This is a genomic window from Frigoribacterium sp. SL97 (assembly GCF_026625765.1).
Taxonomy (GTDB): domain Bacteria; phylum Actinomycetota; class Actinomycetes; order Actinomycetales; family Microbacteriaceae; genus Frigoribacterium.
In genome coordinates, this window is record NZ_CP113062.1 from 2,349,977 (window position 1) to 2,364,032 (window position 14,056).

19 protein-coding genes are annotated in these 14,056 nt (G+C 69.7%); 9 read left to right on the forward strand and 10 right to left on the reverse strand.

Annotated elements, in window-relative coordinates:
• Positions 1-86 precede the first annotated feature (86 nt).
• The 6 genes from OVA02_RS11585 to OVA02_RS11610 form a co-directional block, all read right to left on the reverse strand.
• On the reverse strand, positions 87-662 hold the full coding sequence (locus OVA02_RS11585) for a hypothetical protein (RefSeq protein ID WP_267658475.1): 576 nt from the start codon (positions 660-662) through the stop codon (positions 87-89).
• 202 nt (positions 663-864) lie between these two features.
• A complete protein-coding gene (locus OVA02_RS11590; RefSeq protein ID WP_267658476.1) occupies positions 865-1,419 on the reverse strand; it encodes a hypothetical protein in 555 nt (184 codons plus the stop codon).
• Positions 1,420-1,446: 27 nt separating this feature from the next.
• Entirely contained in the window at positions 1,447-1,722 is a 276-nt protein-coding gene (locus OVA02_RS11595; protein ID WP_267658477.1) for a hypothetical protein, read from the reverse strand.
• A 49-nt stretch (positions 1,723-1,771) separates the two neighbouring features.
• The gene (locus OVA02_RS11600) at positions 1,772-2,029 is read right to left on the reverse strand and encodes a hypothetical protein (RefSeq protein ID WP_267658479.1); all 258 of its coding nucleotides are present in this window, start codon (positions 2,027-2,029) and stop codon (positions 1,772-1,774) included.
• Positions 2,022-2,201: a hypothetical protein gene (locus OVA02_RS11605; RefSeq protein ID WP_267658480.1), complete on the reverse strand. Its 180-nt coding sequence runs from the start codon at positions 2,199-2,201 to the stop codon at positions 2,022-2,024. Before OVA02_RS11605 ends, OVA02_RS11600 begins: the two co-directional genes overlap by 8 nt.
• 65 nt (positions 2,202-2,266) lie before the next feature.
• The gene (locus OVA02_RS11610) at positions 2,267-2,536 is read right to left on the reverse strand and encodes a hypothetical protein (RefSeq protein WP_267658481.1); all 270 of its coding nucleotides are present in this window, start codon (positions 2,534-2,536) and stop codon (positions 2,267-2,269) included.
• Positions 2,537-2,604: 68 nt separating this feature from the next.
• Between OVA02_RS11610 and OVA02_RS18150 the strand changes: the two genes are divergently transcribed.
• Complete coding sequence (locus OVA02_RS18150) at positions 2,605-3,234, forward strand: hypothetical protein (RefSeq protein WP_420709581.1); 630 nt, start codon at positions 2,605-2,607, stop codon at positions 3,232-3,234.
• A 358-nt stretch (positions 3,235-3,592) separates the two neighbouring features.
• On the opposite strand, the gene OVA02_RS11615 is transcribed toward OVA02_RS18150, so the two are convergent.
• From OVA02_RS11615 to OVA02_RS11625, 3 genes are all read right to left on the reverse strand, one after another.
• Positions 3,593-4,084: a hypothetical protein gene (locus OVA02_RS11615; RefSeq protein ID WP_267658482.1), complete on the reverse strand. Its 492-nt coding sequence runs from the start codon at positions 4,082-4,084 to the stop codon at positions 3,593-3,595.
• Positions 4,081-4,683: a hypothetical protein gene (locus OVA02_RS11620; protein WP_267658483.1), complete on the reverse strand. Its 603-nt coding sequence runs from the start codon at positions 4,681-4,683 to the stop codon at positions 4,081-4,083. The genes OVA02_RS11615 and OVA02_RS11620 overlap by 4 nt, the downstream gene beginning before the upstream one ends.
• Before the next feature lie 102 nt (positions 4,684-4,785).
• Positions 4,786-5,202: a hypothetical protein gene (locus OVA02_RS11625; RefSeq protein ID WP_267658484.1), complete on the reverse strand. Its 417-nt coding sequence runs from the start codon at positions 5,200-5,202 to the stop codon at positions 4,786-4,788.
• A gap of 108 nt (positions 5,203-5,310) precedes the next feature.
• On the opposite strand from OVA02_RS11625, the gene OVA02_RS11630 reads away from it, so the two are divergent.
• From OVA02_RS11630 to OVA02_RS11640, 3 genes are read left to right on the forward strand one after another with little or no spacing between them, the layout of a single operon-like run.
• A complete protein-coding gene (locus OVA02_RS11630; RefSeq protein ID WP_267658485.1) occupies positions 5,311-5,874 on the forward strand; it encodes a hypothetical protein in 564 nt (187 codons plus the stop codon).
• Positions 5,871-6,503 (forward strand): RES family NAD+ phosphorylase, encoded by a 633-nt coding sequence (locus tag OVA02_RS11635; protein ID WP_267658486.1) that lies wholly within the window; start codon positions 5,871-5,873, stop codon positions 6,501-6,503. Before OVA02_RS11630 ends, OVA02_RS11635 begins: the two co-directional genes overlap by 4 nt.
• A 25-nt stretch (positions 6,504-6,528) precedes the next feature.
• Positions 6,529-6,927: a hypothetical protein gene (locus OVA02_RS11640; protein WP_267658487.1), complete on the forward strand. Its 399-nt coding sequence runs from the start codon at positions 6,529-6,531 to the stop codon at positions 6,925-6,927.
• A 234-nt stretch (positions 6,928-7,161) separates the two neighbouring features.
• Here OVA02_RS11640 and OVA02_RS11645 read toward each other — a convergent pair whose 3' ends face one another.
• Positions 7,162-7,440, reverse strand: a complete 279-nt coding sequence (locus OVA02_RS11645; protein WP_267658489.1) for a hypothetical protein — start codon at positions 7,438-7,440, stop codon at positions 7,162-7,164.
• 1,092 nt (positions 7,441-8,532) lie between these two features.
• Between OVA02_RS11645 and OVA02_RS11650 the strand changes: the two genes are divergently transcribed.
• The 5 genes from OVA02_RS11650 (at position 8,533) to OVA02_RS11670 (ending at position 14,051) form a co-directional block, all read left to right on the forward strand.
• Positions 8,533-10,920, forward strand: a complete 2,388-nt coding sequence (locus tag OVA02_RS11650; protein WP_267658490.1) for a hypothetical protein — start codon at positions 8,533-8,535, stop codon at positions 10,918-10,920.
• Positions 10,920-12,380, forward strand: coding sequence for a hypothetical protein (locus OVA02_RS11655; protein ID WP_267658492.1), 1,461 nt, complete (start codon positions 10,920-10,922; stop codon positions 12,378-12,380). The genes OVA02_RS11650 and OVA02_RS11655 overlap by 1 nt, the downstream gene beginning before the upstream one ends.
• 39 nt (positions 12,381-12,419) lie before the next feature.
• Positions 12,420-13,226: a hypothetical protein gene (locus tag OVA02_RS11660; protein ID WP_267658493.1), complete on the forward strand. Its 807-nt coding sequence runs from the start codon at positions 12,420-12,422 to the stop codon at positions 13,224-13,226.
• Between the two features lie 69 nt (positions 13,227-13,295).
• Positions 13,296-13,430 (forward strand): hypothetical protein, encoded by a 135-nt coding sequence (locus OVA02_RS11665; protein ID WP_267658494.1) that lies wholly within the window; start codon positions 13,296-13,298, stop codon positions 13,428-13,430.
• 6 nt (positions 13,431-13,436) lie between these two features.
• A complete protein-coding gene (locus OVA02_RS11670; protein WP_267658497.1) occupies positions 13,437-14,051 on the forward strand; it encodes a nuclease-related domain-containing protein in 615 nt (204 codons plus the stop codon).
• The last annotated feature ends 5 nt before the right edge of the window (positions 14,052-14,056 follow it).

Here is a 14,056-nt window from a genome sequence, read left to right on the forward strand (position 1 = left end):
TCCTCGACGGAGTCATGCGCGGCAGCTGCCGGGTACGACGAAGCCCCTCCAAGCACAGGCTCGGAGGGGCTCGAGGTGGTCGGGCGCTACTGGGTGGCCCAGATGACCTGGTAGCTGGCGGCGTCGTCCTGAGTGGCGAGGTAGGTGGCGATCTTCGCCTCGGCCTCGGCCCGGTCGACGACGAGCGGGTAGCCAGGCATGTCGATGGCCCAGAAGTGGATGGGCGAGACGGTGTCGGCGGTCGGGAGGCCGACGGTGTCCCACGCGATGATGACTCGCTTGCCGGTGTCGCGTTGGAAGTCGATCTTCGCCGCGCCGCGTGCCTGCAGGCCGGCGGACCGGTCAGTGGCCATGGCGTCGCCGTGCTGGATGGCGATGGCGGAGGCTTCGGCGTTGACCTGGGCGAGGACGGCGTCCGGGAGGGGCTCGTTCTTGTCGACGGCGACGAAGGTGCCGTCGGCCATCGGGTAGGCCGTCTGGGTGTCGCTGAGGGCGCCGTCCGCTGCGACAACGTCTCCGGTGGCTGCGGCCGGCGCCGCTGCCGCCGTCGAGCTCGCAGCTGACGGCGCCGGGGCCTCGTCGGCAGGTGCGGCACTCGAGCAGCCGGTCACGGCCATGGCGACGAGGACGAGGGTGGCGCTCGTCAGGATGGTCTTCTTCATCGGTCCCCCAGGCCGAGTTGTGAGCTCGGCCGGTCATTCTGCGGTGCGGTGCAAGGTCTGGTCTCGACCCTGGCGGACGATGCGGGTGTCCGCCAGTCCGCGTCTGGGGGTCGGCGCGTGCTGCCGCGGGCAGCGGAAAGCCCCTCCAGGCGGCCGGGCTTGGAGGGGCTTCGTGCGCGACGGTAGTCGGAGCGGCTGGGCGCTACACGCTGATGTCGGTGCGCTCCTTGTCGGACGGGGTGGCGTCCGCGGGCTGCATGTCGCTCTCGGCCTGTGCGGCCAGGGTCCGCTGGTGACGTCGGGCCTTGAGGTAGTCCGTCCCGAACTCGAACGCGATGAAGGCCACGGAGAGGATCGCGGTGAACACGTGCAGGAACGTCTTGTTGCTGTCGCTGCCGGGGATGGCTGCGAGGGAACCGGCGAAGCTCGCGAACGCGAGGCCGGCGAGGGCGAGGGACGCGTACCGGATCTGGGTGGCGTTTCCACGCTGGACGATGACGCTGCGGGCGAAGGAGCAGATGACCATGCCCCAGAAGGCGACGGCGGCGCCCCAGCCGATGGTGTTCACGCCGTCGATGAGGACGGGGGAGGTCACGGACTGGACCGCGGTGACGATCGCTGCGACGAGCTGCCAGGCGAAGAACACCTGGATGGCCGCCATGACGGCGACGAGGAGGATGACGACGGCCTTGCTGCCCCGGCCGAGGGGCGGTGCGGGCGGCTGGTCGGTGGTGGGCGTGGTTGTCGGGTCGGTCATGGCGGTTCCGTTCTGGTGGTGTGGTGGTCAGACGAGGCGGGGTCGGCGACGGCGGTACTCGTCGACGCTGAGGAGGGCACCGGCGAAGAGGCCGAGGAGGACTGAGCCGAAGGCGTAGTCGACGTACCCGGCGGCGGAGGCGGTCAGGGCAGCGGTGCCAGCGACGGTCTGCGTCACGGCGGCGAGTACACCCGCGACAGTCATCTGGACGACCTGGATGACGACGACGAAGCGGAGCAACACGTTCCAGCCGGTGGGGTCTGGGTGCTTCTCGAGCTGGGGCAGGGCGAGGGGGTACGGCATCGGTTCTCCGAGGTTCGGTGGGTGGACACCGGTGAGACATGCGGCGGCGCTACCGCCGGGACCTCATGGCGCTGAGCGTGACCGACACCGCCAGCGGTGCGAGGGCGACGAGCAGCAGGGTCCGCGCGACGGTGCCCGAGATGGCCTTGAGGTTCACGAGGAGCGGGTCGGGGGCCTGGCCGGTGGACGAGCCGGGGAGGCCGATGCTGGCGGCGCCGAAGATGATGGCGGCCACCAGGAGGGCGATGGCGAACTTCACCAGGGCCCACTCGTTGGAGGTGACCTCACCAGCGGTGTGGCTACTCACCGGCGGGGGCCTCCACGGGCGCGGGGGTCTTGCTGAGGCGCTTGGCGAAGATGACGCTGGTCCGCCAGTGGCCGGGGAACTTCACGGAGACGCGCTTGCCGGTCATGGCGGTGACGGTGCCTTCGCGGCCGTCGTCGTGTCGGACGGTGTCGCCGATGGCGAGGTCGGTCATGGGTGTCTCCGTGGTCGGTGGGGAGTTGCCGGTCGGCACCTCGTCGCCGGGCTCATGCGCGGCAGTCAGCGGCGCCGGCCGGAGGCCCATCTCGAGTTGCCGCTGGCGAGGATGCCGATGCCCCAGAGGATGGCGGCGTTGAGCAGCAGGGCGAAGGACGCGGCGCGGGTGAGCCCCGCCCACCAGACGATGCGGCGCCCCCAGAACTCACCGTCGACGGAGGCGCCGATGGCGGTGAAGGTGAGGGCGATGAGGGTGATGACCCCGACGGCCATGGCAGCGGTCCAGGCGCGCTGGACGACGAGCATCGCGGAGACGGGGTCGGGGGCTGCCATGCGGGTCTCATGCGCGGCGGCCGAGCGCTCACACCTCCCGGCCGGGCGGCCGCAGCTAGCCTCCTCCGGTGACGAATCAGGACGTGTGGCTGACCCCTGACGACCGTGAGCCGGCGGTGGCCGCCGACCCGTTCATCGGCGTCGACGCGACCGTTGGCGACTTCTGGCAGTTCGCCCTCGGTGACCTGCGGATGAACGCAGCTCGCGGACACCTCGGGGAGTTCCTCGTCGGGAAGGCTCTGGGCCTCGAGCAGCTCCGCCGGGTCGAGTGGGACGCCTACGACCTCCTCGTCGACGACGGCGAGGGCGGCATCACTATCGAGGTGAAGACGTCGGCGTACCTACAGGCGTGGGATCAGCGGCGTCCATCGGCGATCAAGTTCACCGGGCTCCGCGGCCTGCGGACGCACCCTCGAGGCGGCGAGGACCCGGCCGGCCGCCGGATGAACGCGATGGTCTACGTCTTCTGCGTGCAGACGGCGACCGAGCACGCCAGCTACGACACTCTCGACGTCGGGCAGTGGGAGTTCTACGTGGTGCCCCGGTCGATGCTCGACAACGGGGTCCGGCAGTCCATCAGCATCACCCCGCTCCGGCAGCTGGCAGGGAAGCCGGTCCGGTGGCGGGAGCTCGGCGCCGCGGTCCGCCGGGCCGGCGCCGGGGAGCGACGGGACGACGACGGGCCGTGGTGGAGCTGAGGTAGACCCCCGCGGTGGCGGGGAGGGGATCGACCGGTAGAGGACGTCCATGTACGGAACACCCCCGCGGTGGCGGGGAGAGCGTTGGTCAGGATGACCTCGGCGATCGGATCACCCCCGCGGTGGCGGGGAACAGGTCGTCAGTGAAGGACTTCGGAACACCCCCGCGGTGGCGGGGAGCTGGTCGAGGTCGTGACTCTCATCGGAACACCCCCGCGGTGGCGGGGAGAAGGGTCTCGCAGGCAAGCTCCCTTCGGAACACCCCCGCGGCGGCGGGGAAGGACCCTCGCCCTGAGGCGAGGATGTGGAGACCAGAGTCGATGATCGGAACACCCCCGCGGTGGCGGGGAGACGGCACCTACTCGGCGGCCGCCTTGAGCTCGGCGAGCTGGGTGCCGACGGAGCAGAAGTCCGGAGTCTGCCCGGTGGCCTCGACGAAGTTCGGGATCTCCGACGGGTAGCCGGAGGGGCCGACGACCTTCGCCTTGAACAGGTCCGCCTGCGCCGCGTTGTAGTCCACGCGGATGCTGCGGTACGTCGAGACGTACGCCATGGCAGGCGACTCGACGAACGTCGGGCTGTTGTCGGTGGACGTCGCGCCGGCGGCCATGCAGGCGTTGTCGGCGGCCGACGTCAGGGACTCCCAGTTCGTGATGACCTGGTCGTACTGCTTCTCGACGTTGGCGGGACCGACGACGTCGGCGCCCTTCTTCGCCCACGCACCGCCGAAGCTGAGCGCACCGAAGATGACGGCGAAGAAGACGACGACACCGACACCGATCAGGCCCCAGCGGACACCGGTGCTGATGGGCTTCTTCTCGAAGCGGTCAGCCCGGTCCTCCCAGCTCACTTGCCGAGCCCGTCGATGAGGCCCTGCGCGGCAGCGGGGTCGCCGGCCGCGAGCTTCTCCTCGGCCTGCTTCGTCACGGCGTCGGCGTCCGTGTCGATGCTGACGGAGAGGCTGGCACGCTGGAAGTCGTTCAGTGCCGTGGTGCAGAACGTCGGCAGGTTGAAGAAGTCGACGTACTGCCCGCCGGGCGTGAAACCGAAGCGGTAGGGCGGCGGCGAGCCGTGGAACATGCCGTCGACCGACTGGTTCTCGAGCAGGACGGTGCTGCCGTCGCTGTAGTGCTTCGGCGACTGGCCCGGGTAGAAGGACACGCTCGACGAGGTCAGCTTGCCCTTCACCGCGACGGTGAAGATGGGGGCGGCGTCCGACGGCGGGAACACCGTGCACCAGATGATCGAGGCGGGGTCGTCGTAGAGCTCCTGCGCGGCGATGTAGTTCTCGTACTCGGCGTCGCCGGACACGTCCGGAGCGGTGCGGCCGTCGAACTTCTCGACCGACTCCTTCCGCTGCGTGTCGCGGGTGGACTCCTCCATGGTGCAGGCCGTGAGGCTGCCGATGATGCCGACGGCGAGGACCGCGGCGAGGATCTTGCGCTTCAAGATGTGTCTCCTGGGTGTGGTGTCGCGGCGGACGCTGGTGCTGACCAGGGCGGTCGCGGCGGTGCTCGCTTCACTCAGGTCATGCGCGGCAGCCCGCGCGCCTCACGCGACGCGGGAGAGGACCGAAGCGGCCGCCGGGTCGAGGGACGTGCCGGGCAGACGCTTCCTGAGCTCGGCGACCTCGCGGCGGAGCATCTTCGTCTCGTAGGCAGGGCGGTCCCAGCGGTAGAGCCGGTCGAGGTCGTAGGCGTCGTAGATGCGGGCGTAGTCGTCGCGGCGCTTGAGGTTCTTGAACGCCCGTGACTCGAACTCGTCGAGGACACGCATCTGGTAGAAGCCGCCGTCGTTCTTGAGCAGCCGCCAGGCGAGCGGGAACGTGTAGAACTCGTCGGCGATCGCCGCACGCTTCCACCGCTCGGTGCCGGTGGCGAGGGTGCGGAGCATCCGGAGGTCGCCAGGGGTCGCACCTGCGAAGGGCGAACGGTTGCGGCGGCGCCGGCGGGCGATGGTCTTCGGCATCAGGGTCCTTCGGTCGGGGGTACGGGACTCATGCGCGGCTCGAGCAGACTGTCGCAACTGACGCACACCGCGGTATGCTTGACTGACGCAACTGACGATGGAGGAACGATGAGAGGCATAGCCCCTGAGGCCCGCCGCGACACCGAACACCCGGTCACGCCCGCTGCCGGAACCGCCGAGCGTGAGGAGCTTCTCGCTGCCATCCGTGACCACCTCGAGGGCGTGGACCTCCGCCCCGTCATGGACGTCCTCGGAGGAGTCGACGCGATGGCCACACGGATGCTCGCCAGCGTCCCCGGCGCGAACGTCTACGACGATGCGCTCGGCCCCTTCTACGACACCACCAGCCTCGGGCGCTGGAAGGGCATCCGCCGCCAGTCCATCGACGGCCAGGTCCGCCGAGGCGACGTCCTCTGCGTGACGACGTCCGACGGCCACCGCCTCTACCCGTCGTTCCAGTTCGACGGCCCCGACGGCACGCCGCTGCCCGACCTCGCCCGTGTCCTCGCCGTCCTCGACCCGCGTCGCGCAGACGTGTGGGGTGACGCCATCTGGGTACGTGAGCCGCGCCCCGAGCTCGGCGACCGCTCCCCCGCGCAAGCCCTTCGGGACGGCGACGCCGACGACGTCATCGCGCTCGCTCGCCAAGCCGGCGCACTGCTGGCGTCATGACATCCCGCAACGACCTCGCACAGCAGCCACCGCAGCCGGGCCAGGACCTCACCAGCTTCCCCGCCGTCGACGGCCCGGCTGCACGGCAGTGGCGTGCGCACTCCGTCAACTTCGGGCCCTGGTTCTTCGGCACCACCGGCGCCGGCCGCTTCGACCTGCCTGACACCGGCGACGACGGCACCTGCTACTTCGCCGACGAGGTCGAGACCGCCGTCCGCGAGAGCCTCGGCCCGCGCCTGTCCGCCGACCAGACCGTCACACCCGACCTGGCCGCAGCCTTCACCGTCTCCGCCATCGTGCCTCCCTCGCCGCGGCGGTACGCCGACGTCAACGACAAGGCCGCCGTCCACCACGGCGTCACCCGAGAGCTGACGACGACCGTCCGCTACGACGTCACGAACGCCTGGGCAGACGCTCTCCACCAGGCCGGCTTCGACGGCGTCCGGTACGCGTCGCGGTTCACGACCGAGGCAGCCCCGAACTCCTGGGCGCTGTTCGGACCGAAGGGTCCTGACGCGTCGCTCGCAGTTGTCGACGCCGAGCAGCTGACAGGCTCGGACGCGTGCGCGGCCGCGGGCATCACCGTCCTCGCGCCGCCGCCGGCGAAGCGCGCGCTGCGGATCATCTGAGCTGCAGCGTGTACAGGACCACTTCATGACCCATCGGCCACATCAGCCCCGCAGAGATTCGTTCGACGACGTCGCCTTCCGCTACTTCGAGCAGGAGCTCCTCAACTCGACGGCTGACCCCCGCATCTTCCCCGACCTCCCCGAGCACGTCCGAGCGAGGCTGCCGATCCGAGCCAACCGGCACGACGCGTGGTCCCGCGCTCGAGACGACTTCAAGGGCTACTCGCGCCAGCCCTTCGCCGAGCTGTGGGACTGGCTCCGATCGGTGGACGTGCTGCGGTCGCCGACATCGGACGAGCGAGCTGCCATGGCCCAAGCCCGCGAGCTGACCGGATTGGATCTGCCGACCGGCAGCGACGTCGTCGAACTCGAGCAGCTGCGCGTCATGCTCCCCGACGTACACGAGAAGCTCATGCGCCACTGACCCACATCGCTCTCCCCGGTGCGCGGTCGCGCGCCACCCCGACGGCGGTCGCCGACCACCAGCCCCACCCCCGCGAGCACGACCCGTGCGAGCCCGGCGGTCGCCGAACCTGACGACCAACTGGCGACACCGATCTGACGAGTGGAGGCCATTAGATGAGAGGGCAGCCCGATTAGAAGAGAGGGTCGGTCGCTGGCGCTCCCTCCCCCGTTCCCCTTCACGAACAGCCACACGTCAACCGCGATGAGACACCCTTCTCGTCTGACCTCCTGACGCCACCACCTCGACACCGCAGCCCACCTCACCCGGCCATCTCGAGAACGTGACCCGCACGCACGACTCAGCCACCTCGACAACGACGCGGCACGCCTGGCGCTCCGCGCCGGCGCCGCATACCGCGCGCTTCGCGCGCTCTCCCCACACGTCCCGTCCGGGTCGCTTCGCGACCCTCTCCTTGCATCCGCTCCACCCCCGCACGGTCACGATGACCTGCTCGTCCACCATCTCGTCCACCGCGTGCACGGCACGCGTGGCAGCTGCTCGTCACCCCGTTCGTCTCCCCAGGGCGGATGCCTGATCGAAGGTGCTGACGCACCTTGCCTGCCGGCGGCCTCACACGGGTGGGGTGTCGCAGTTCGTCTCTCGGTCCGTGCACCCGCACGTCTGGCATCTCGTCTCCCCTGAGGCGTCCACCGGAACGCCTCCCGCTGCGTCATCCGGGTCGTCTGGCCTGTGCGTGCCGGTGCCGCACCTGCCGGAGCTTCGTGTCGTTCCGGTCACCGGGACGGCGGGGCGTTGCGGGTATCGAACCGGTGTCGAGGTGGCTCCCTGCCGGGGGCTTCCTCATGGCCGGGTGAGTGCGAACAGGCTGCGGGTCGTCTGCCGGGACGGTGGAGCGATGCGGGTGACGGACCGGTCCCGGAAGAAGCAGACCCGGTGCGCATGAACCAGCCATCGGAGAGGCCCCCGGCAGGGGTGACGACGAGCACGCACGCTGCGCGCACAAGGAGGGCGGTTCCCGACGCATCACGAAGTGGTGTGGCGTGCCAGGCGAGGCAGACGCTCACAGCGTCAACCAGCCCCTGAGCTGCACACGGCAGCGAAGTACCCGCCCACCGGCAGGTGGGTTCCAGCAGCGAACGAGTGAGCTGAGGGAATCGCAGCCGTGACGCACGCGCCAGCGTTCGGCGGGGCGGAGACGCTTCTCGCGCAGCGGGAAGTCTGACGGGGAGCGGAGTGGACCGGAAGAGGGCGCCGGAACGAGGGTCAAGTGCGAAGCAGTTGAAAGTGCAGGTGGCGCGGCGGCGGCGATATGCGACGTTCTGGGCGATACTCATGAAGTTTCGGGAGATCGAGCCCGTTCAGGCCTCGCGTCGAGACGCCACGCACGATTCCTGCGCAGTAGCGAGATGGGCGCACGATGCGTGCGTGCGGTCGAGCGCGCACCTCCACGACGAACATGACGCGCACCTCGAGGGCCACTTCGACGCGCACCTGCGGACCCCGCATGACGCGCGCGCACCGCTGTCGGCCGCCGCGCGTGCGCGCGCAGACGCCCGGCGAATCGCCGCATGTCTCTCTGTCATGAGCCGACGAGAAACCCCCATGCAGGCGTGGAAACTGACGCGCAGCGGCACACTCGACCCGAACCCAATGGCGTTCATCACGGCCGCCGGCGTGTTCTCCTCGTCCGTCGTACCCGGCACCATCCTGCTCACCACCCGCGACGACAGCGGACTGCAGCACTACCTCCTCACGCCCGAGTCCAGCAACGCCGGACAGAGCGCGCTACACCTCGCGCACGCCGTCGCAGCGCGCGCCGACCGCGTCGACGAACTCCCCGTTCTCGACGACGCGCAGCACGTCGTGTGGATGAAGACCGAGAAGCAGCCGGCGCTCATCTCCCGCGACACGCAGCAGGGCACCGACCCGGCCGCGGTGAGCCGGGCACTCGCCATCTCGATGCGCCCCGGCCAGTGGGTCGCTGTGGCGCTCAGGAAGCCGACGCAGAAGGAGCGACGGTGGCAGCTGACGTGGCTCGAGTCGCAGATGAACACCAACAACCCGCAGTACCACTCGCGCCGATCGGAGGCCCTCGTCGCGACGTTCTACGCCGGCGCCGACGACGCGCACGACGCCGCACAGCTGCTGCGCGAAGCCAGCGCTGCCATGCCCGGCTTCGACATGGCGACCGAGCACGGAACGTCGTCTCGCACCAAGGACGCCACCCCGTTCTTCGCCGCGACCGCGGTCCTCGGTGCTGCCGGTGCAGCGATGGTCGGCGTGCCGGACCTGGACCTCCCGTTTATGGCACCCGTGTGCGCGTTCGGCGCCGCGGCCGCCGCCGTGGCGCTGGGCGCAGGCACCATCGCAGGGCGCATCAAGCTCACCCACGAGAAGCTGCGCGAGGGCCTCGCCCACCACCACCTCCCCGTCTCCCGCCAGCTCGGCGTACGACCGGCGAAGCCCGTCAAGGAGAAGCGCCGCGACGACGGCAGCATCGTCCCCGCGCGCGGCGGTGGATACGCCTTCGACGACCGCGCGTTCCTCGTCGGCCAGGAGATCCCCGTCAGCCTCGTCGCGCCCCACGCCGGCAGCGCCTCGGGCGAGCAGTCGACCGCAGTGCGCGCAGCGCCCGCCGTCATGACCAGCATCATCGGCCCGCGCATCGGTGCGTCCGGCGGCGCGTGGGTCGCCCTGTCCGCCCGCGATCTGTGGCAGGGCGTCATGTTCCTCGGCGTGCCCGGGTCTGGCAAGTCCGTCGCCCTCCGCAACATCTGGACGTGGTTCTCGATGGAGCGCGCGGAGCCGTCCGGCATCGACGGTTTCCCCGGCACCCGCAACAGCATCATCGCCCTCGAGACGAAGGGCAACGGCGCGCAGCGATACCACGAGCTCGCAGCCAAGGTCGGTGACTCCGTCGGCCTCTCCGACCTGTCTGACGCGAACACCCCGGCGATCGACATGTTCCCCCGCGTCGGCACCCTCACCCACCAAGCTCGCAGCATCGTCAACGCGATGAAGTACGTCTGGGGCGAGACCAGCATCGGTGCGCACTCGTTCAACATGCTGACGCGCGTCTTCACCGCCGCACTCGTCGCCGGGCCCGCCATCACCGCACAGGTACCCGGCCTCCGTCAGGGCGCGTCGCCGTTCTACTACGTCAACATCCTCCTCGGCGGCTACGGAGACGAGGCCGCGGTCGCGCTCGGTTCCGCCATCATCTCCGAGGCGGTCCGCGTCGGTGCCAGCGAAGAGGACGACCTGGGTCTCGCTGCACGCGAGCTCGCAACCCTCTTCGGCGCCGGCGTCACGCCGTCGCAGCGGAAGTCCGCGACCGAGGCGCCGCGCAACAAGGCCGCAGCACTCCTGGCCGCCGAGAGCTGGTGGGCCCGCCCCAACAAGGTCAGCTGGGACGACGTGCTCAACAACCACTGGGGCGTCGTCGTCAACGTCGGCTCCTCGCTGACCGGCCTGCAGGTCGACGGGCAGCTCAAGGACGACATGTCCGCGATGCTCACGTACACGCTCTACGACGCCATCCAGCGCAACTGCTCCACCTGGGAGGAAGAGGGCCGCCGCGTCAGCATCTTCGCCGACGAGCTCAGCGAGATCGCGGGCAGCTCCTCCGAAGTCATCGAGTGGTTCAAGGACAAGGGGCGCAGCTACGGCGTCATCCCCGTCTTCGCCACCCAGCGCTCCGGCCAGCTCGACCAGCGCGTCCGCGAGTCCGTCCTCGGCTTCGGCACCGTCCTGTCGTACACGCAGGACGTGCCCAAGGTCATGAGCGAGATCGTCGCCGACCTCGCCGCCGACGGCAGCACCTGGACGACCGCTGACGTCGCCAACCTCCCCCGCTACGAAGCCATCGTCCGGACCCGCATCAACGGGATCCGACAGTCGCCGTTCACCGTCAAGCTGACGAACTTCGAGTCGATCATGGAGTCGTACACCCACATCCAGAAGCACGTAGGACCGACGGACATCGCCTGATGACGAACCCCATCACCCCCACACGCACGTCGAAGCAGGCCCCCGCCGGCGCCGGCGACATCGCGCCCGCCCTCACCATCGAAGGGCCGCTGCTCGCCTTCGAGAACGTCCCATCCGCATGCCCGGACGACACCGTCCGCATCGGCCGCCGCATCGACCCGTTCTACTCAGACGTCTGGCCCGTCGGGTCCAAGGCCTCGTGGATCGACTACCGCTCCGCCAAGGCTCAGGTCGAAGCCGGCATCGGCCGGCTCCCCGCACACCTCCGCGCCGACCCGGACGCGGCGACCGCCAACGTCGAAGACACCGCGAAGCTCCCCACCCACCTGAACGTCCTCTCCGTCCTCGACTCGTGGCGCGCAGCGACCGGCGAGCAGCTGTCCGCCTTCACCGGCATCACCCACCTCGCGAAGGGGAAGTCCCGCACGATGACCGACCTCTTCACCACCGAGCTCGTCGACGTCGGCATCTTCTCCAACGTCCTCTACACGACCCGCGGCACTGAACGAGGCGCGCTCTACCGCTGCAACAGCGGAAGCACCTTCGACCGTAAGGTCGCCCCGAACCTCACCTACGCCGAGTGGCTCTCCACCACTGGCGGTGTCAAGAACCGCGTCGGCGGTGGCGGCCACGACCGGCACAACGTCATCACCGCCGAGCTCGCCCTCCGCATCGCCGAACTCTGCGACATCGGGACCGTCGTCGGCGAAAAGCTCTCCCTCCTCGACCTCCTCGCCCACACCGGCCTCGGCCTCAAGAGCCGTGGTGCCGGCTACACCCGAGCCGCCGACATGACCGTCATCCGACGCGACGGTGCACGCCTCGCCGTCGAAGTCACCGCCAACGCCGGGCGCGCACTCGAGCTCAAGGTCAAGCACTGGGCCGAGGTCATCGCCTCCCGCCGGATGAGCGAGTCCGGCCTAGCCGTCGTCTTCGTCATCGTCGACCAGGACCGACGGACCGCCGGCGGTGGCAACCGCGTCCGCAGCGAGGTCTACAAGCTCATCCGCCAGGCCGTCCGCGAGACCCCCGGCCTCACCTTCGACCGGGTCGCCTCCCGCATGGCGATCGCCGAGTGGCGAGAGTGGTTCCCCGAGCCCGGCGCCGTCTCGCCCGCCTTCTTCGAGCTGACCGGCAACCGGCCGACCGGACCTGCCGACCAGCTCTGGGAGCGCGTGTCCCTCCTCGACGAAGACCAGCTCCCCTTTGCACCCGACGGCGACTGGGCCCAGGCGGCACTGACGAACATGGCAATGCTCCGCAGCACCCCGCACTGGCTCCGCGACGGGCAGCCGACACCCGACCTGTGGGAGACACAGCTGCACGAGTCGGGCTACGAGGCGATTCCCGTGCCGGAGATCGCACGGCCTGAGCTGTCGCCGGGGACGAGGGAGTTCGGGAAGGCCTTCGGGTTCGTCGCCGACACCAAGCCGCCGAAGCGGATGCGCACCGCAGGCTGAGCTGCGACCGATGTCGGCGGCCGGCTCTACCGTTGCAGGATGACCCGGCTGCCGAACGGCGAACGACCGAACGAAGTTGCAGCACGGCGCATCGTGTCAGACGTCCTCGGTGTCCCCGTCGAGCGGTACGAAGGCGTGCACGCCAAGCGGAACAGCATGCCCGATGCGCTCATCCGCAGTTCTGATGGCGACATCCCCCTCGAGGTCATCTCTGACACCGACGGAAAGTACACGGCCCTGTGGAGCGAGCTCGACAAGCTCGAACACTTCATCGCCCTCCCCGCTGGCCAATCGTCGTGGATGATCCAGGTAGCCCACAACGCTCGCATCAAGCGCCTTCCAGCAGTGCTCCCCGGCTTCCTCGCGGCACTTCCCTACCGGTCCTACTCGCAGCACGAGCGGGGCTTTCCCGACGCCCTCCGCATGCTTGGCATCACAGCCGCCGAGCCGTCCACCCCGGACCGCCCCGGAGTCGCCATCCTGGCCGAGGGGTTCAACAGCTGGGATCGGCCCGGCGACCTGAACCGATTCGTCACCGACACCCTGTCGAGCGCCCCCGACGTCGCCGCGAAACTCCTCGCCCACACCGGTGGCATCGGTCCCGCTCACGCCTTCGTGTGGACGACCATCCGCAGCCACTTTTCCGCGACGAAGGCATCCCGAAACGACGACTACCCGCTGCCGAGCAGCCCTCTCGAGCTGCCCGCCGGCCTGACAGACATCTGGGTCGGCTCCTCCTGGCGAGACCATGAGGCACTCCACTACGTCGCAGGTGGTGGATGGTCGCGGACCGGGTGGCTCTTCACCGACGAGATGGCCGCGCAGCTTCCTCTCGACCTGACCTAGCGAGGACTGTCGGGAGAATCCCCTCCCGAGCCCTGAGAATCGCCCACTCTCGCCGCATGTCTCTAGGGCATGAGCGACAACAAGCAGAACTTCGACCAAGAGCGCATCGAGGCGTTCCTCAAGAGCCCCGCCGGCTTCTGGACCTGCGTCGGCATCGTCGGGGCGATTGCCGTCTGGGCCATCGTCTCCACCTTCGTCGGCTAGGGCGCCGTGAGCACCCGCATCCCCGGCCAGGTCATCGGAACCGCCGGCGGCAGCCTCGCCGGCGCCGGCAGCACCTTCGCCGCGAACGCCAGCGTCGCCCGCGTCGGCGCCGAGGGTGAGCGCAAGAGCGCCGCCATCCTCAACAAGCTCGCCGCCCGACCGGGCGGCCCGAGCGTCCTCCACGACCTCAGCATCCCTCTCCCCGGGGTCCGCGCCAACGTCGACCACGTCGTCGTCAGCGGCCGGACCGTCACCGTCATCGACACCAAGGCCTGGGCTGGCGCCATCTACTGGACGCTCGCCGGCAAGACCTTCCGCGGCCTCAAGCGGTTCGTCGTCGAAGGCAAGGGCGGCACGTCGTACCCCGCCGAGAAGCGGACCCTGCTGATGGCGCGCACCGCCTACGCCAAGCACCTCGGCATCCCCGAGGCCGACATCCGCCTCGGCCTCATCATCTGGCCCACCGGACGGAAGCGGCACAACACGCTCCTGCTCGCCGCCGCCGGCAACCCGAAGACCGTCGACGGGAACGCCCTCACCGTCGGACGCGCCGGCCGCCTGTTCGGCAGTCGACCCGCAGACCCGACCATCCTCACCGCCCTCGCACGACTGACCAAGTAGCACCA